The sequence below is a fragment of the Embleya hyalina genome (assembly GCF_003967355.1).
GTDB classification, from domain to species: Bacteria; Actinomycetota; Actinomycetes; order Streptomycetales; family Streptomycetaceae; genus Embleya; species Embleya hyalina.
Map to the genome: position 1 here is coordinate 10,113 of NZ_BIFH01000049.1, position 18,108 is coordinate 28,220.

General features: G+C 67.2%; 14 protein-coding genes. 9 read left to right on the forward strand and 5 right to left on the reverse strand.

The genetic code is table 11. The features are described 5' to 3' along the window. Window positions 1–13: 13 nt before the first annotated feature. The 5 genes from EMA17_RS45315 to EMA17_RS45335 form a co-directional block, all read right to left on the reverse strand. Window positions 14–772: a succinate dehydrogenase/fumarate reductase iron-sulfur subunit gene (locus EMA17_RS45315; protein WP_126643068.1), complete on the reverse strand. Its 759-nt coding sequence runs from the start codon at window positions 770–772 to the stop codon at window positions 14–16. Beyond that, a complete protein-coding gene (locus tag EMA17_RS45320) occupies window positions 772–2,700 on the reverse strand; it encodes a fumarate reductase/succinate dehydrogenase flavoprotein subunit (RefSeq protein ID WP_126643069.1) in 1,929 nt (642 codons plus the stop codon). The genes EMA17_RS45315 and EMA17_RS45320 overlap by 1 nt, the downstream gene beginning before the upstream one ends. A 69-nt stretch (window positions 2,701–2,769) precedes the next feature. Continuing rightward, the gene (sdhC, locus tag EMA17_RS45325; protein WP_126643070.1) at window positions 2,770–3,591 is read right to left on the reverse strand and encodes a succinate dehydrogenase subunit SdhC; all 822 of its coding nucleotides are present in this window, start codon (window positions 3,589–3,591) and stop codon (window positions 2,770–2,772) included. 4 nt (window positions 3,592–3,595) lie between these two features. Next, on the reverse strand, window positions 3,596–3,919 hold the full coding sequence (locus tag EMA17_RS45330; protein WP_218043259.1) for an Rv0250c family protein: 324 nt from the start codon (window positions 3,917–3,919) through the stop codon (window positions 3,596–3,598). A 324-nt stretch (window positions 3,920–4,243) separates the two neighbouring features. After that, a complete protein-coding gene (locus EMA17_RS45335) occupies window positions 4,244–4,951 on the reverse strand; it encodes a hypothetical protein (RefSeq protein WP_126643071.1) in 708 nt (235 codons plus the stop codon). Between the two features lie 302 nt (window positions 4,952–5,253). Here EMA17_RS45335 and typA point away from each other — a divergent pair, with 302 nt between their 5' ends. The 9 genes from typA (at window position 5,254) to EMA17_RS45380 (ending at window position 18,108) form a co-directional block, all read left to right on the forward strand. Beyond that, on the forward strand, window positions 5,254–7,119 hold the full coding sequence (typA, locus tag EMA17_RS45340; protein WP_126643072.1) for a translational GTPase TypA: 1,866 nt from the start codon (window positions 5,254–5,256) through the stop codon (window positions 7,117–7,119). Between the two features lie 326 nt (window positions 7,120–7,445). After that, the gene (locus EMA17_RS45345; RefSeq protein WP_126643073.1) at window positions 7,446–8,489 is read left to right on the forward strand and encodes an ABC transporter permease; all 1,044 of its coding nucleotides are present in this window, start codon (window positions 7,446–7,448) and stop codon (window positions 8,487–8,489) included. A gap of 129 nt (window positions 8,490–8,618) precedes the next feature. Beyond that, on the forward strand, window positions 8,619–10,382 hold the full coding sequence (locus tag EMA17_RS45350; protein ID WP_126643074.1) for an ABC transporter substrate-binding protein: 1,764 nt from the start codon (window positions 8,619–8,621) through the stop codon (window positions 10,380–10,382). 130 nt (window positions 10,383–10,512) lie between these two features. Next, complete coding sequence (locus EMA17_RS45355) at window positions 10,513–11,496, forward strand: ABC transporter permease (RefSeq protein ID WP_078976868.1); 984 nt, start codon at window positions 10,513–10,515, stop codon at window positions 11,494–11,496. Between the two features lie 62 nt (window positions 11,497–11,558). Continuing rightward, entirely contained in the window at window positions 11,559–12,671 is a 1,113-nt protein-coding gene (locus EMA17_RS45360) for an ABC transporter ATP-binding protein (RefSeq protein ID WP_246127313.1), read from the forward strand. A 41-nt stretch (window positions 12,672–12,712) separates the two neighbouring features. Further along, window positions 12,713–13,846, forward strand: a complete 1,134-nt coding sequence (locus tag EMA17_RS45365; protein ID WP_126643075.1) for an ABC transporter ATP-binding protein — start codon at window positions 12,713–12,715, stop codon at window positions 13,844–13,846. A gap of 509 nt (window positions 13,847–14,355) precedes the next feature. After that, window positions 14,356–16,014 (forward strand): peptide ABC transporter substrate-binding protein, encoded by a 1,659-nt coding sequence (locus tag EMA17_RS45370; protein WP_126643076.1) that lies wholly within the window; start codon window positions 14,356–14,358, stop codon window positions 16,012–16,014. 158 nt (window positions 16,015–16,172) lie between these two features. Then, window positions 16,173–17,102: an ABC transporter permease gene (locus tag EMA17_RS45375; protein ID WP_126643077.1), complete on the forward strand. Its 930-nt coding sequence runs from the start codon at window positions 16,173–16,175 to the stop codon at window positions 17,100–17,102. Further along, complete coding sequence (locus EMA17_RS45380; RefSeq protein ID WP_126643078.1) at window positions 17,095–18,108, forward strand: ABC transporter permease; 1,014 nt, start codon at window positions 17,095–17,097, stop codon at window positions 18,106–18,108. Before EMA17_RS45375 ends, EMA17_RS45380 begins: the two co-directional genes overlap by 8 nt.

Below are 18,108 nucleotides of genomic sequence, written 5' to 3' on the forward strand. Positions count from 1 at the left end.
CCGCCCGCCCTCCTCAGTCCCCGGACCCCCGCCGGCGGATCTTGTTGCCCAACCACACCAGTGGGTCGTACTTGCGGTCGGCCACCCGCTCCTTCATCGGGATCAGCGCGTTGTCGGTGATGTGGATGTGCTCCGGGCACACGTCCGTGCAGCACTTGGTGATGTTGCACAGGCCGAGCCCGTGCTCCTCCTGCGCGGCCTTCTGCCGGTCCGCCACGTCCAGGGGGTGCATGTCCAACTCGGCGATCCGCATCAGAAAGCGCGGGCCGGAGAACGCCGCCTTGTTGTCCTCGAAGTCGCGGATGACGTGGCAGGTGTTCTGGCACAGGAAACACTCGATGCACTTGCGGAACTCCTGCGAGCGCTCCACGTCGACCTGCTGCATCCGGTACTCGCCCGGCTTCAGCCCCTCCGGCGGCGTGAACGAGGGCACCTGCCGGGCCTTCGCGTAGTTGAACGACACGTCGGTGACCAGGTCGCGGATCACCGGGAAGGTGCGCATCGGGGTGACCGTGACCACCTCGTCCGGCGCGAACGTGCTCATCCGGGTCATGCACAACAACCGCGGCCGGCCGTTGATCTCCGCGCTGCACGAACCGCACTTGCCCGCCTTGCAGTTCCAGCGCACCGCGAGGTCGGGGGCCTGGGTGGCCTGGAGCCGGTGGATGATGTCGAGGACCACCTCGCCCTCGTTCACCTCGACCTTGAAGTCGCGCAGCTCGCCGCCGTCGGTGTCGCCGCGCCAGATGCGGAAGTCCGCCTTGTAGGTCATCAGCCGTCCTTCCCGGGAAGCTCCGCGTCGGTCAGGTACTTCGTCAGCTCGTCCCGCTCGAACAGCTCCAGCAGGTCGGCGCGCATCGGCACGGCCTCGCCCCTGGTCAGCCGCACGGACAGGGTCTCCGCGTCGGGATCGACGATCGAGCACGCCAGCACCACCCGACGCCACTCGGCGGACATCGCCGGGAAGTCGTCGCGGGTGTGCCCGCCGCGGCTCTCCTGCCGCTCCAGGGCCGAGCGCGCCACGCACTCGCACACCAGGAGCATGTTGCGCAGGTCCAGGGCCAGGTGCCAGCCCGGGTTGTACTGCCGGTGGCCCTCCACGCCCGCCTTGGCCGCGCGCGCCTTGAGCTCGTCCAGGCGGGTCAGCGCCTCGGTCATCTCGCCCTCCCGGCGGATGATGCCGACCAGGTCGTTCATGGTCTGCTGAAGCTCCTGGTGGACCGTGTACGGGTTCTCCGCGCTCTCCACGGCGAACGGTGCCAGTGCCTCCGCCTCGGCCGCGTCCAGTTGCTCCTGCGCGGCCTCGCGCCGTGCCTCGCCGATCTCCTCGGCGTAGCGCGCCGCGTGTTCGCCCGCCCGGCGGCCGAACACCAGCAGATCGGACAGCGAGTTGCCGCCGAGCCGATTGCTGCCGTGCATGCCGCCGGCGACCTCGCCGGCCGCGTACAGGCCGAGCACGCCCGGGGTGGCCGCGGTGTCCGGGTCCACCGCGATCCCGCCCATCACGTAGTGGCAGGTCGGGCCCACCTCCATCGCCTCGGCGGTGATGTCCACGTCGGCCAGTTCCTTGAACTGGTGGTACATCGACGGCAGTTTGCGCCGGATCTCCTCGGTGCCGCCGGCCATCCGGCCGACCACGGTCAGGAACACCCCGCCGTGCGGCGAGCCCCGACCGGCCTTGACCTCGGAGTTGATCGCCCGCGCCACCTCGTCCCGGGGCAGCAGCTCGGGCGGGCGCCTGTTGTTCTCCTGGTCGGTGTACCAGCGGTCGCCCTCGGCGGGGGTCTGGGCGTACTTCTCCTTGAACACGTCCGGGATGTACCTGAACATGAAGCGCTTGCCCTCGGAGTTGAGCAGCACCCCGCCGTCGCCGCGCACCGACTCGGTGACCAGGATCCCCTTCACCGACGGCGGCCAGACCATCCCCGTCGGATGGAACTGGACGAACTCCATGTTGATCAGCGGCGCGCCCGCGAGCAACGCGAGGGCCTGCCCGTCTCCCGTGTACTCCCACGAGTTCGAGGTGACCTTGAAGCCCTTGCCGATGCCGCCGGTGGCGAGTACCACCGCCGGCGCGTCGAAGACGGTGAACCGGCCCGACTCGCGCCAGTAGCCGAACGCGCCGGCGATCCGGTTGCCCGCCTCGGAGCCGGCGTCCGGCACGGTCAGCAGCCGGGTGACGGTGCACTCCTGGAAGACCTTCAGGCGTGCCTCGGGGTCGCCGAACTCGCGTTCGTCCTCCTGTTGGAGCGCGACGATGCGCTGCTGGAGGGTGCGGATCAGCTCCAGTCCGGTGCGGTCGCCGACGTGCGCGAGGCGCGGATACTCGTGGCCGCCGAAGTTGCGCTGGCTGATCCGGCCGTCGGCGGTGCGGTCGAACAGCGCGCCCCAGGACTCCAACTCCCAGACGCGGTCCGGGGCTTCCTTGGCGTGCAGCTCGGCCATCCGCCAGTGGTTGAGGAACTTGCCGCCGCGCATGGTGTCGCGGAAGTGCACCTTCCAGCCGTCCTGCGAGTTCACGTTGCCCATCGAGGCGGCGATGCCGCCCTCGGCCATCACCGTGTGGGCCTTGCCGAACAGCGACTTGCAGACCACGGCGGTGCGCAGGCCGCGCGTGCGGGCCTCGATGGCGGCCCGCAATCCGGCGCCGCCCGCGCCGATCACGACCACGTCGTACGAATGACGTTCCACTTCGGACACGAGTGCCACTCCTGTACTGGGCTGGGACGTTGGTGCCGGGGGCGAAGAACCGTGCGGGGGGGGGATCGCTCAGAAGAAGCGGGGATCGTCGAAGGCCCCGCTCGCGACCAGGTACACGTACAGGTCCGCGAGCGCGACGCCGAACAGCGAGGCCCAGGCCAGTTCCATGTGTCGGCCGTTGAGCCTGCTGACGAAGCCCCAGAGGCGATACCGCACGGGGTGCTTGGAGAAGTGCTTGAGCTTGCCGCCGACGATGTGCCGACACGAGTGGCAGGACAGCGTGTACGCCCAGATCAGCAGCACGTTCGCGAGCAGCACCAGGGTGCCGAGCCCCATGTGCCCCCAGGCGCCGTGCTCGTCGCGGAACGCGATCAGCACGTCCCAGGTCAGGATCACCGCCACCACCGCCGCGAACCAGAAGAAGTAGCGGTGGATGTTCTGCAGGATCAGCGGGAACCGGGTCTCGCCCGAGTACGAGCCGCGCGGCTCGGGGACCGCGCACGCCGACGGCGACGCCCAGAACCCCCGGTAGTACGCCTTGCGGTAGTAGTAGCAGGTCAGTCGGAAGCCGAGCGGGAAGATCAGGATCAGCAGCGCCGGGGACAGTCCCCACCAGTCGCCGAACAGCGGCGCGTTGGCGCTCATCGGCATGCTGTCGCACTCGGACGCCAGACAGGGCGAGTAGAACGGCGACACGTAGGGTTCGGCGAAGTAGTCGTCGTTCGCGAACGCTCGCCAGGTCGAGTAGACGATGAACGCGGACAGGATGGTCACGGTCACCGCGGGCGATAGCCACCAGCGGTCCGTGCGCAGATGTCGCGCCCGGATGTGCGCGCGGCCCGGCGCGTTGGTGCCGGTGCTGCCCGCCGGCCCCGTCGTCCCTGTAGCCAAGACGTCACCTTCCTGTCCGGCGCTGCGGCCGCATGCCGCCCACGCCTTCGTCGTCCGCGTCCGCGAAGATGACCGGGTCGTACGGCAGATCGGACATCACTTCGGTCGGCGTCGCGACGGGCAGGGCCACGGGTTCGGCCTCGGTGATCGTCTCGCCCACGAAACCGAGACTGCTTCGAGCCCGCTCCACGTCGTCGCAGAGCCGACGGACGCCGTACGTATCGCCGAGCGTGCGGCGCAGAGCGCGCACCGCGCGTGCCAGTTCGTCGAGCCTGCGCCGGGCAAGGGCCAGGTCCTCGTGCGCCCGAGTCGTCAAGATCGCGCTCACCTCCTGCTTTTCCGGCGCCACGTCGTCGGGGGCCGGGGGATGGGGATGGTGTTGCGGACTTGCCATGGATTCCCGAGGTGGGAACGTCGGCAGTCTGGCGCGAACGATCAATCGATGGAAAGTGTTTCGCGGATCTCGTCGGTCACAGATCGGGAAAACATGATCGGGAACGGAAAGATCACCGGAATTCGATCTTCGGGAAACAAGATCGAATTCCGGTGATCAGGGGGGATGGGCGATAAAGATCTTCGATCGGGCGGGCCGGTCGAGGTTTAACGATCTTGTCGATGTCCGCCGATTGCCGGTTTCGGTGATCCGGCGGAGTCAGCGGTCGTCGAGGCGCATCGTGGCGGCCGGGCTGGATTCCACCCGAGCGCGTGTCGCCGCGATCCGGGGCCGGCCGGGAAGAATTCGTTCCGCCTCGGCCAGCGCCTCTCGGGCGGAAACGATGTCGCCCTCGGCGCATACGCACAGCGCGAATGTGCACAATGCGTCGGCATGCCCGGCGCGGGATGCCCGCTTTTCGGTGTCCACCAGGCGTTTGGCGGCGCGTACCGCTTTCGCGGCGTTTCCGTGCAGCACCATCAGCAGCGGTTCGTCGTCCTCGGCCTCGAAGCGGATCGTCGCGCCCGAGGGGTGTCGGTACGAATCGCCCGGCTTGCGCAGCGCCTCCTCGGCGGCGGCCAGGTTGTCCGCGAGCGGCACCGTGCCCATGATCAGCGCCTGCACCATGACCTCGCCGAACAGCGCGCGGGTGGTGTCCCAGGCCGGATGGCTGGGGCCGATCCGGTCCAGATAGGCCCGGGCGACCGCGGCCGCCGCGGCGTCGTCGGCGTGCGCCTCCAGGGATTGGACACGCGCGAAAGTGCGATAGGGCTCACTTTCCGGCCCGTCGGGGATCAGATCCGCCAATTGTTCGACCAGCGCGACATCTCCGTCGCGATAGGCCTCGGTGGCCCGCTCGTACAGCACCCGCGCCCGCCCCTCGGGGGTGCCCTGATCCGACGGGGCGGGCGTTTCGTCCGCTCCCATATCGGCCGGAACGGGCCCAAAGGTTCCGTCCCGCCGTTCCGCGGCCCGCCGGGACCACCGCTTGCGGATGCGTTCGTTGAAGGACTCGCCAGACTCGCTCACACCTACGGATTGTGCCCTGTACGCCCCCCGAACGGCTTCCGGCGGGCGCCGGCACCGAGCGGCGGGCGCCACTCCCCGTACGATTGACCTTGGCGCCGAGGAGGCAGGCCGGTTCGCGCGATGCCCATCGCACGACCGAGGAGGCCCGCGGTCGCCGGCCGTCCGTAGCATCCCCGACCGAAGCCGAGAGACACGCAGCCGTGCCCACGCGCCATGACATCCGCAACGTCGCCATCGTCGCCCACGTCGACCACGGCAAGACCACCCTCGTCGACGCCATGCTGAAGCAGGCGGGCACGTTCAGTGCCCACCACCAGATGGACGACCGGGTGATGGACTCCAACGACCTGGAGCGCGAGAAGGGCATCACCATTCTCGCGAAGAACACCGCCGTCGCCTATCACCCCAAGGACGGTGGCCCCACGGTCACCATCAACATCATCGACACGCCCGGCCACGCCGACTTCGGCGGAGAGGTGGAGCGCGGCCTGTCGATGGTGGACGGTGTCGTGCTGCTCGTCGACGCGTCGGAGGGCCCGCTCCCGCAGACCCGCTTCGTGCTCCGCAAGGCGCTCGCGGCGAAGATGCCGGTCATCCTGTGCATCAACAAGGTCGACCGTCCCGACTCGCGCATCTCCGAGGTCGTCGACGAGACCTACGAGCTGTTCATGGACCTGGACGCCACCGAGGAGCAGATCGAGTTCCCCATCGTCTACGCGTGCGCGCGCGACGGTGTGGCCACGCTGGTCCGCCCCGCCGACGGCACCGTGCCGACCGACAGCGACAGCCTGGAGCCGTTCTTCCAGGCCATCCTCGACTCCATCCCCGCCCCGGAGTACGAGGAGGGCGCGCCGCTCCAGGCACACGTGACCAACCTGGACGCGTCCAACTTCCTCGGCCGCATCGCGCTGTGCCGCGTGCACCAGGGCACCATCCGCAAGGGCCAGCAGGCCGCCTGGTGCCGGCACGACGGCACCATCGAGCGGGTGAAGATCACCGAGCTGCTGATGACCGACCAGCTCGAGCGCAAGCCCGCCGAGGAGGCCGGCCCCGGCGACATCATCGCCATCGCCGGCATCCCGGACATCATGATCGGCGACACCATCGCCGACCCCGAGGACCCGCGTCCGCTGCCGCTGATCACGGTGGACGAGCCCGCGATCTCGATGACCATCGGCACCAACACCTCGCCGCTGGTCGGCAAGGGGGGCAAGGGCCACAAGGTCACCGCCCGCCTGGTGAAGGACCGCCTGGAGCGCGAGCTGGTCGGCAACGTGTCGCTGCGCGTGCTGCCCACCGAGCGTCCCGACACGTGGGAGGTCCAGGGCCGCGGCGAGCTGGCGCTGGCGATCCTGGTGGAGACCATGCGTCGGGAGGGCTTCGAGCTCACCGTCGGCAAGCCGCAGGTGGTCACCCGCGAGGTGGGCGGCAAGATCCACGAGCCGGTCGAGCGGCTGACCATCGACTCGCCCGAGGAGTACCTCGGCGCGATCACCCAGCTCCTGGCGTCCCGCAAGGGCCGCATGGAGACGATGACCAACCACGGCACCGGCTGGATCCGGATGGAGTTCGTGGTGCCCGCCCGCGGCCTGATCGGGTTCCGTACCGAGTTCCTCACGGACACCCGCGGCACCGGCATCGCGCACAGCGTGCACGAGGGCTACGAGCCCTGGTTCGGCGAGATCCGGACCCGCAACAACGGCTCCCTGGTGGCCGACCGCGCCGGTGTCGCGACGCCGTTCGCGATGATGAACCTGCAGGAACGCGGCCAGATGTTCGTCGAGCCGACCACCGAGGTGTACGAGGGCATGATCGTCGGCGAGAACTCGCGCGCCGACGACATGGACGTCAACATCACCAAGGAGAAGAAGCTCACGAACATGCGCTCGTCGACCTCCGACGAGACCGAGAAGCTGATCCCGCCGCGCAAGCTGTCGCTGGAGCAGGCCCTCGAGTTCTGCCGCGAGGACGAGTGCATCGAGGTGACCCCGGAGACCGTGCGCATCCGCAAGGTCGTCCTCGATCAGAAGGAGCGGGGCCGCTCGGCCTCGCGTGCCAAGCGCTGATCACGCGAAGGGCGCCGTTCGGCGACCCGAAACGAGCCGGTGACCTGCGGTCGAACCCGCAGGTCACCGGCTTTTCGCATGCTGAGACCAACTCGATATCTTTGCCCGGTTATATTCGTTATGTTTCCAATGCGAGTGACATTTTCGAGCAAGAATCGATCAGATTCGAAACTTCTAACAAACCTAAATGACGAATATCTTTCGCTCTCCGGTTTAGTCTGACTGTCCTCTTGACGACACGGTAATTGGGTTGCGAGAGTCCGTGCGGCCACCAAACCAAACGGAATCCGGTCGCACTCGACCGCGACTCGGGGGTATTTGCAGTCATGACCATGCAACCCCAGCTGGTCCCGGAGGCGGGAGGATCCCCGAATCCGGGAACGCCCGACTCACCGCTCTCCGAAGCGGGGGTCGCGGCGGCACCGCAAGAGGTGGTCGGGCGATCGCCCGGCCAGCTCGCCTGGCGGCGTTTCCGCAAGGATCGCAGCGGCGTCATATCCGCGTCGATCGTGATTTTCTTTTTCTTGATCGCTTTCGCTGCGCCATTGATCGAAAAGCTGTACGGAAAGGACCCGTACACACGTTACGGGCAGATCCACCCGGGCCTGCTCAACGAGGTCGGCGCGCCCATCGCGCCCAACGGCGGCATCTCGGGCGAGCACTGGTTCGGCATCGAACCCGCGGTCGGCCGGGACGTGCTGATGCAGCTCGTGTACGGGATCCGTACCTCGCTGCTGCTCGCCGTGGTCGTGGTGATCATCGTGACGGTGGTCGGCACCATCCTGGGCATCACCGCCGGATACCTCGGCGGCAAGGTGGACTACGTGATCAGCCGGGTGATCGACACCCTGCTGGCGATGCCCTCGCAGTTGTTCTTCATCGCGTTCACCCCGATCGTGCTCGCGCTGTTCGTCAGCGAGCGCGAGACGACACCGACGATGCTCCGGGCGACGGCCCTGATCATCGTGCTGTCGTTGTTCGGCTGGACCCGGATCGCCCGCATCCTGCGGGGCCAGGTCCTGTCGATGCGCGAACGCGAGTACATCGAGGCGGCGAAGGTCAGCGGGGCGGGATCCGGGCGGATCATCTTCAAGGAACTCCTGCCCAACCTGTGGACCCCGATCCTGATCGTCGCCACGCTCGACCTGCCGACATACGTGACCACCGAGGCGGCGCTGTCCTTCCTCGGGGTCGGCATGACCGAACCCACCCCGGACTGGGGTCGGATGATCAACAAGGGTTTCGAAGGCATGCAGAGCGACGTCACCTACCTGGCCTTCCCGGCCATCGCGATGGTGATCTTCGTGCTCGCCTTCAACCTCCTCGGCGATTCGGTACGCGACGCGCTCGACCCCAAGTCGAACCGATGACCGGCCGGGGTCCACGCGCGGGCCGATCGTGCCCGTCGTGACCCCGGAGCCTGCGCAACCGCTCCTGCGTACGTCCCACCCGCCGCGGCACCTGGGCCCGGTGAACGGTTTCTTGGATGAGGGGATCACATGACATCGACGGGGAAGCGCCGATTCGTCGCGCTGTTCGCGGTAGGGGCCCTCGCGGCCTCGGCCTCCGCGTGCAGCAGCGGCGGCGGAGACAAGAAGGACAACACGGCGAAACCCTCCGCCAAGACGGCGTCCGTCGTGATCGGCACCGCAGCCGACTCGAAGGGCCCGGCGGCCGAGGTGCCCGGCGCCAAGAAGGGCGGCGTGGCCGGCGTCCTCAACCGCACCGGCTTCTCGCACCTGGACCCGGGTCGCGCCTACGTCAGCAACCTGATGACGGTGTCCGAGCTGATCTCGCGCCGGCTGACCACCTACAAGCGCGAGGGTGACAAGACCACCCTCGTCGGTGACCTGGCGACCGACACCGGCACCACCACCGACGGCGGCAAGACCTGGAAGTACACGCTCAAGGACAACCTGAAGTACGAGGACGGCACGCCGATCGTGGCCGCCGACGTCAAGTACGGCGTCGAGCGCATGTTCAACAAGGCGTGGAACGAGGGCCCGGTCTGGATCCAGGGCTGGCTGACCGGCTCGGACAAGTACTGGGAGGCCTACCCCGGTCCGTACGAGGGCGCCGAGCTGCCGAACGACAAGATCGAGGTGCCGGACGCGAAGACGATCATCTTCCATCTGGCCTCGCCGCAGGGCGACTTCCCCTTCGCCGCCGCGATGGGCACCACCGCTCCGATGCCCAAGTCGAAGGACACCAAGGAGCAGATCGACACCAAGCCGTTCGCCAGCGGCCCGTACAAGATCACCACGCACGAGCCGGACAAGCAGCTGATCCTGGACAAGAACCCGAACTGGGACCCGGCCAGCGACTCGGTGCGCCACCAGTACGTGGACCAGTTCAAGTTCGAGATGGGCATCCCGGGCGCGACGCAGTTCCAGCGGCTGACCGCCGCGGCCGGCAGCGACGCCGCCGCGTTCACCCTGAACGAGCGTCCCGACGCCAACTTCGCCCAGCAGATCGCCACCGACCCGGCGCTGAAGAACCGGGTCACGGACGGCATCGGCCCGTACGCGAACCGGTTCGACATCAACAACCTGCGGATCACCGACGTCAACGTCCGCAAGGCGATGGCGATCGCGTTCCCGCGGCAGTCCGCGCGTCTGGCCGAGGGCGGCCCCACCGCGGGCGACTTCTCCACCACCATCGCCTCGCCGACCCAGCTGGGCTACGCGCCGTACAAGAGCCTGTTCGACGGTCTGCCGCCGGACGGCGACCAGGCCAAGGCCAAGCAGATGCTGGAGGCCGCGGGCAAGGTCGGCCAGAAGGTCGTGCTGTGCATCAACACGACCAAGGTCCAGCAGGAGCGCGCGCTGCCGATCATGGACATGCTCGGCAAGGCCGGCTTCCAGATGGAGCGCAAGGAGATCTCCGACAAGGAGTACTACGACGTCATCGGCAAGCTCGACACGCCGTGTGACCTCTACTGGGCGGGCTGGGGAGCGGACTGGCCGACCGGCTCGACCGTCTACACCCCGGTGTACGACAGCCGCCAGGTGCTCGACAACGGCCAGAACTACGCGAAGTACAAGAACCCGGCCGTGGACGCGGAGATCGACCGCATCCTGAAGATCACCGACACCAACGCGCAGGCCGTCGAGTGGATGAAGCTCGACGAGAAGATCATGCAGGACGTGCCGTCCATCCCGTACATCTACCAGCGTCACCGCCTGGTGTACGGCCCGCAGATCGGCGGCGCCGCGCTCAACTCCAAGGGCGCGATCGACCTGAACAACATCTTCATCAAGTAGCCGTCAGGCCCGTCGGCGGTCGATCCGCCCGTCGGTCGGTCGGTCCCGGGAGTCGCGATTTCGACTCCCGGGACCGACCGGTCCGACCGGATCGATCGCCGGGGGCACATCGCGGAGGAAGACCGGCCTCATGCTTCGATTCCTGGTCCGGCGGCTGCTCGGCGTAGCGGCGATCCTGCTTGTCGTCAGCCTCATCACGTTCTACCTGTTCTTCGCCGCCTCCGGCGAGGACTCGGTCGTGCGCCTGTCGTGTGGCAAGAACTGCACGCCAGAGATGCGCGAGACGGTCCGGCACAACCTCGGCCTGACCAAACCGCTCCTGGAGCAGTATTGGATCTTCATATCCGGGATCTTCGCCGGCCGTAACATCGGTGAGAAAACCTGCAACTTCCCGTGTCTGGGCTACTCGTTCGCCAACAACCAGAACGTTTCGCACACGGTGGCGGACCGCTTCCCGACCACGGTGTCGCTGGCCATCGGCGCGGTCGTGCTGTTCATGACGCTGGGCATCGGCCTGGGCATCCTGGCCGCGATGCGGCGGGGGAAGAAGACCGACAAGGTCGCCACGGGCTTCGCGCTGCTCAGCGGCTCGGCACCGATCTACGTGCTCGGGCCCCTGTTCATCTATCTCTTCGTCCAGCAGTTGGGCTGGATGGATCGACCGCAGTATCACCAGTTCACCGACGATCCGTTCCAATGGGCGTCGGGACTGTTGTTGCCGTGGATCTGTCTGATGACCATCCACATGGCCATGTACGTCCGCCTCACCAGATCCACGATGGTGGACGTGTTGTCCGAGGACTACGTACGAACACTCAAGGCCAAGGGCCTGTCCGGACGCAGCGTGTACATCAAGCACGCCTTCCGGGGCGCGCTCAGCCCGATCGTCACCGTGCTCGGCGTGGACATCGGCGTGCTGATGAGCGGCACGATCATCACCGAGAGCACCTTCAGTCTGCACGGCATCGGCATGCTCGCGGTCACCTCGGTGACCGACTCCGACCTGCCGATGATGATGGGCGTGGTGGTCATCGCGGCCAGCTTCACGATGCTCGCGAATCTCGTGGTGGACCTGTTGTACGCCGTCATCGATCCACGGGTCCGGCTCTCGTGAGAGGGCGGCGTCCGATGAGTCAGCGTCACCGTCCACCAGCCGCAGGGGCCGAGGAGCAGGGCATGGCCGCGAGTACCGATACCACCGCCGATCAGCCGACCGGCAAGGCCGAGACCGCGAAAAAGGCGGGGGCGCCCGCCCGATCCGACGGCTCCGACGCGTTCTTGTCGGTGCGCGATCTGCGGGTGCACTTCTCCACCGACGACGGCGTGGTCAAGGCCGTGGACGGGTTGTCCTTCGACGTCGAGAAGGGCCGCACGCTCGGCATCGTCGGCGAGTCCGGCTCGGGCAAGTCGGTGTCCTCGTTGACCATCCTGGGGCTGCACAACCGGGAGAAGACGAAGATCGAGGGCGAGATCCGGTTCGACGGCCGCGAGTTGATCACCATGCCGGAGCGCAAGCTGCGCGACCTGCGCGGGCGGCGGATCTCGATGATCTTCCAGGACCCGCTCACCGCGCTGTCGCCGTTCTACACGGTGGGCGAGCAGATCGCCGAGTCCTATCGGCGGCACCTGGGCGCCAATCGCAGCGACGCGCACGCACGGGCGATCGAGATGCTGGATCGTGTCGGCATCCCGAATCCGAAGACCCGGGTGAACGACTACCCGCACCACTTCTCCGGCGGCATGCGCCAGCGCGCGATGATCGCGATGTCGCTGGTGTGCGACCCGGACCTGCTGATCGCCGACGAGCCGACGACCGCGCTCGACGTGACGGTCCAGGCGCAGATCCTGGATCTGCTCCGCGACCTCCAGGACGAGTTCGGCACCGCGATCCTGTTCATCACCCACGACCTCGGCGTGATCGCCCAGATGGCGCACGACGTGCTGGTGATGTACGCGGGACGCAGCGTGGAGAAGGGCACCGTGCGCGAGGTGCTGAAGAATCCGCGGCACCCGTACACGTGGGGACTGCTGTCCTCGATGCCCAATCTCTCCGGTGACGTCGACGTTCCGCTGCGGCCGGTGCGTGGTACGCCGCCGAGTCTGCTGGCGCCGCCGCCGGGTTGTCCGTTCCACCCGCGGTGCGACTACGCCGACGTGGTGGGGGGCGAGCGGTGCCGGACCGAGCCGCCGCTCCTGGCGCTGTCCGAGGGGCGCGGTACGGCCTGTCACCTGAGCGCCGAGGACAAGCAGCGGATCTTCATCGACGACGTCCGCCCGCTGCTCGGTTGATCGCCGAGGCTCGGCCGACGGCAGAAAGCAGGAGAACGACGATGACCGAGACGATCAGCGAGACCCCGGCGCCGGCTCCGGACCCCGCGCCGAAGTCGCCCGGCGAACCGCTGCTCGACGTACGGGGGCTGGTCAAGTACTTCCCCGTCAAGGGCGGCGGCCTGGTCCGCCGCAAGATGCTCAACGTGCGCGCGGTGGACGGGATCGACCTGTCCGTCGCGGCGGGGGAGAGCGTGGGCCTGGTCGGCGAGTCCGGGTGTGGCAAGTCCACCACCGGTCGGCTGATCAGCCGGTTGCTCGAGCCCACCGGCGGCACGATCCACTACGACGGCAACGACATCACGCACGCGACCCGCAAGCAGATCGCCCCGATCCGCAGCCAGATCCAGATGATCTTCCAGGACCCGTACTCGTCGCTGAACCCGCGACAGACGGTCGGCACGATCGTGAGTTCGCCGATGGAGGTCAACGGGATCGACCCCGAGGGTGGCCGGAAAAAGCGGGTGCAGGAGCTGCTGGAACGCGTCGGTCTCAACCCCGAGCACTACAACCGTTTCCCGCACGAGTTCTCCGGCGGCCAGCGGCAGCGGATCGGGATCGCCCGCGCGCTCGCGCTCCAGCCCCGGTTGATCGTGGCCGACGAGCCGGTCTCCGCGCTCGACGTGTCCATCCAGGCGCAGGTGGTCAACCTGCTCCAGGGCCTGCAACGGGACATGGGCATCGCGTTCGTGTTCATCGCGCACGACCTCGCGGTGGTGCGGCACTTCTCCCAGCGGGTGGCGGTGATGTACCTCGGCAAGATCGTCGAGATCGCCGACCGTACGTCGTTGTACGCGAATCCGCACCACCCGTACACGCACACGCTGCTCGCCGCGGTGCCGGAGACGGACCCGGACAAGAGCGGAAACCGGACACGGGTGCACGCCTTCGGCGACATGCCCAGTCCGATCAACCCGCCGTCCGGCTGCCGCTTCCGGACCCGCTGCCCCAAGGCACAGGACGTGTGTGCGAACGAGGAGCCCCCGTTGATCGGGATCGACACGCTGCTCGCGGGCCACCGGGTGGCATGCCACTTCCCCGGTCCGCTGGAGGCGACCGCCAAGGCGGAGGAGTCGATGCCCGAGGAGCGGATCGAGGCGGCCCTCGAGGCGGGTATCACGACGGACCCGGAGTAACGACGCGTCGTCGTATCGGCGGATCGTCGTACCGCTCCCGAGAACGGGATGCCACCGATTTGGCGGCATCCCGTTTTTCGTGCTTTCCTGCAGGTCAGCTACGCGCGTTGAACCCGATGTAACCGGTCGGTCCGCGCAGTCTCGGCCGAGTGAGTGCCGTCACGCTCCGTAGCGTTTCTCGCTTTGTGAGACGAGGTAGGGGCGTCTTATGGGTGTTCGTTCATCGGACTGTATGCTCCGGGCAGCGGTACATGGTGTCCGATTGATACGGCTTCATTACTGGTCTCATATGTCTGGGTTTCGAGATTGATCACGGATTTACGTGATCAAACTGAAACCTGCAAGGGATTGGTCACGGCCAATCGGTGACGGATAGTAGATCCGCTTGTGCTCGGAACCTGGTCACGCGCTCGGGGGCGCCGACTCTACGAGCAGCTGTGACGGATGCTTCCCGCTCGGGTGGCCCCGTTGCACTTCACTTCGCTAGTGATTCCATGAGGAGGCAACCCATGCGCGGAACAACGCGCGTGAAGTGGGTCGTCGGTGTGGCCGTTCTGGGCCTGGCCGCGACTGCGTGTGGCAGCAGCAGCGACGACAAGAAGGACGACAAGGGCGGCGGTGGCGGCAGCAACGGCCTGCCCGCCGGCTACTTCTCGGCCTACAGCACGGAGCCGCAGAACCCGCTTCAGCCCGCGAACTCGAACGAGACGGGTGGCTTCTACCCCCTCCAGCTCATGTTCCGCGGCCTGTACACCTACGACTCCAAGACCGGCCAGCCCGTGCCGGCCATGGCGGAGTCGGTGGAGTCGACGGACTCGATCAACTACACGGTGAAGATCAAGTCCGGGTGGACCTTCCACAACGGCGAGCCGGTCACCGCGAAGTCGTACGTGGACGCCTGGAACTGGGGCGCCCTCTCCACGAACAAGCAGATCAACGCGAGCCCCTGGTTCGAGAAGATCGAGGGCTACGACGCGGTGCACCCCAAGGAGGGCGCGCCCACCAGCAAGGAGCTGACCGGCCTCAAGGTCGTGGACGACAAGACGTTCACGATCAAGCTGGTCCAGGCGTACTCGTCCTTCAAGGCGAGCCTCGGCTACGTGGTCTACTCGCCGCTGCCGCAGGAGTTCTTCAAGGACCCGGCGAAGTACGGCGAGGCGCCGATCGGCAACGGTCCGTTCCAGCTGGACAGCGCCAACGGCGGCTGGAACCACAAGAAGTCGCTCACCGTGAAGAAGTTCGACAAGTACGCCGGTGACGACAAGCCGAAGTCGAACGGCGTGCAGCTGCAGTTCTACACGTCCTACGACGCGGGCTACACCGCGCTGCGCGACAACAAGCTCGACGTGATCGACCAGATCCCCACGTCGGCGATCGGCAGCTTCAAGAAGGACCTGGGCGAGCGCGCGATCGAGGCCCCGCAGTTCTCGATCCAGAAGATCGGCTTCCCGCTGTACGACGCCGGCTGGGGCGCGCCGGGCAAGGAGAAGGTCCGCGCGGGCCTGTCCATGGCGATCGACCGGGCGAGCATCGTCAAGGCGATCTACAAGGGCGCCGAGCAGCCGGCGACCGACTGGCTGGCCCCGAACATCCCGGGTTACAGCAAGGACATCACCGGCGAGCTGACCAAGTACGACCCGGTCAAGGCCAAGCAGCTGGTCAAGGACGGCGGCGGCATCCCCGGTGGCAAGCTCACCATCGCCACCAACGCGGACGGCCCGCACAAGGAATGGGTCACCGCGGTCTGCAACAGCATCAACGAGGTCATCGGCCAGGGTTCCTGCGAGCCGAAGCTCTACCCCGAGTTCGGTGTCGCCCGCAAGGACATCTCCGGTAAGAAGATGACGGGCGCGTACCGCACCGGCTGGCGCGGCGACTACCCGTTCCCGGACAACTTCCTCGCCGACGTCTACCAGACCGGCGCCGCGTCCAACGACTCCGGCTACTCCAGCCCGGTCTTCGACGACCTGGCCAAGCGCGCGAGCGCCGCTTCGGACCAGACCCAGGCCATCCAGCTCTGGCAGGACGCCGAGAAGCAGATGGTGAAGGACGTTCCGTCGATCCCGCTCTGGTACTACGTGACCAAGGGCGGCTCCTCGACCAAGGTCTCCAACGTCCAGTTCGACCCGTACGGCAACCCGGTCTGGACCGAGGTCACCGTCAAGTAGCGATCCGGATATGACCCGGCATCGACCACGGTCCGGCCGCACCGCAATCGGTGCGGCCGGATCTTGGCGGTGACGGGCCGGGCCGGCGACGTGCGATCCACGACGCCGGCCTGGGTCCGATCCTCGCTTCGGGCCGACGACGACAGCAGGAGGCTGGCATGGGGCGTTATGTCGTACGGCGACTGCTCCAGATGATCCCGGTGTTCATCGGGACCACGTTCTTGATCTATTACATGGTGTACCAGCTGGGTGGCGACCCCATCTCGGCCATGTTCGGCGACAAGGGTGCCGACCCTGTCTTCGTGCGCCTGAAGCGGGAAGAGTTCCACCTGAACGACCCGCTGATCGTGCAGTACTGGTACTACATCACCGACCTGCTCCAGGGTAATTTCGGGACCAGCTTCAACGGCCGTCCCGTCGCCGAGGAGCTGAAGCGCGCCTTCCCGGTGTCGATCCGGCTCGCCATGATCGCCTTCGCGATCGAGGTCGTCATCGGTGTCGGCCTCGGCCTGCTGTCCGGCCTGCGCCGCGGCAAGCTGGCGGACACCATGGTCCTCGCGGGCACCCTGGTGGTCATCTCGATCCCGGTGTTCGTGCTCGGCACCGTCGCGCAGTTCTGGCTCGGCAGCGAGTGGGGCATCTTCGAAGCCACCGCGAGTGTGGGCGACCCCACCTGGAGTCAGTTGGTCCTGCCCGGCCTCGTGCTCGGTTCGCTCTCGCTGGCCTTCGTCGCCCGATTGACCCGAACCAGCGTCGCGGAGAACATGCGCGCGGACTACGTGCGTACGGCCACGGCCAAGGGTCTCCCGCGCCGCCGGGTGGTCACCCGCCACCTGCTGCGCAACTCGCTCATCCCCGTGGTGACGTTCCTGGGCGCCGACCTCGGCGCGCTGATGGCCGGCGCGATCGTGACCGAGGGCATCTTCAACGTCGACGGCGTCGGCCGCCTGATCTACCTCGCGGTCACCAAGCACGAGAGCTCGACAGTGGTCGGCGCGGTGGCGGCACTGGTGATGATCTATCTGGTCATGAACCTGATCGTCGACCTGCTGTACGCCGTCCTGGACCCGAGGATCCGGTATGCCTGACATGAACAAGCAGCAGCGCGAACAGCTGCCGACGGCGAGCGACGAGCAGCCCCAGTTCGGCTCGATCGAGAACCCCGGCCTGATGTTGGCGGACGAAGAGGGCACGACGCTGGAGAAGCGTGGCGCCTACGCGGCCCCCGAGGTCCAGGGCCCGCAGAGCAAGCCCCGCGGCGCGTGGGGCGAGGCGTGGCGCGAGCTGCGGCACAACCCGAGTTTCTACGTCTCCGGCGTGCTGCTGTTGTTCCTGATCTTCATGGCGTTCTTCCCGGGCGTGTTCACCGACATCGATCCGCGGCACTGTCCGATTTTGGACACCAACAAGGACCCGTCGGGAGACCACTGGTTCGGCACCAACGTCCAGGGGTGCGACGTGTACGCGCGCACCGTGTTCGGTGCCCGCGCCTCGATCATCGTCGGCGTCGCCACGACCGCGCTGATCGTGGTCATCGGCGGTCTCATCGGTGCGTTGTCCGGCTACTTCGGCGGCTGGCTCGACACCATCCTGGCCCGGGTGACGGACATTTTCTTCGGCATCCCGCTGCTGCTCGCGGCGCTGGTGTTCATGAGCTCGTTCAAGGACCGCACGGTGTGGACCGTGGTCGCCGCGCTCGGCATCTTCGGTTGGATGCAGATCGCGCGCATCATGCGTGGTTCGGTGATCACCGTGAAGAAGTCCGACTACGTGGTGGCGGCCCGCGCCCTGGGCGCCGGCACCGGCCGCATCCTGGGTCGGCACGTGTTGCCCAACGCGATCGCCCCGGTGATCGTGGTCGCGACCATCTCGCTCGGCACCTTCATCGCCACCGAGGCGACACTGTCGTTCCTCGGTATCGGGCTGCCGCCCACCGAGATCTCGTGGGGTGCGGACATCAGCTCGGCGACCACCGCGCTGCGCGACTCGCCGTACCAGCTGATCTTCCCGTCGATCTTCCTCTCGGTCACGGTGTTCAGCTTCATCCTGCTCGGCGACGCGGTGCGCGACGCCCTCGACCCGAAGCTCCGCTGA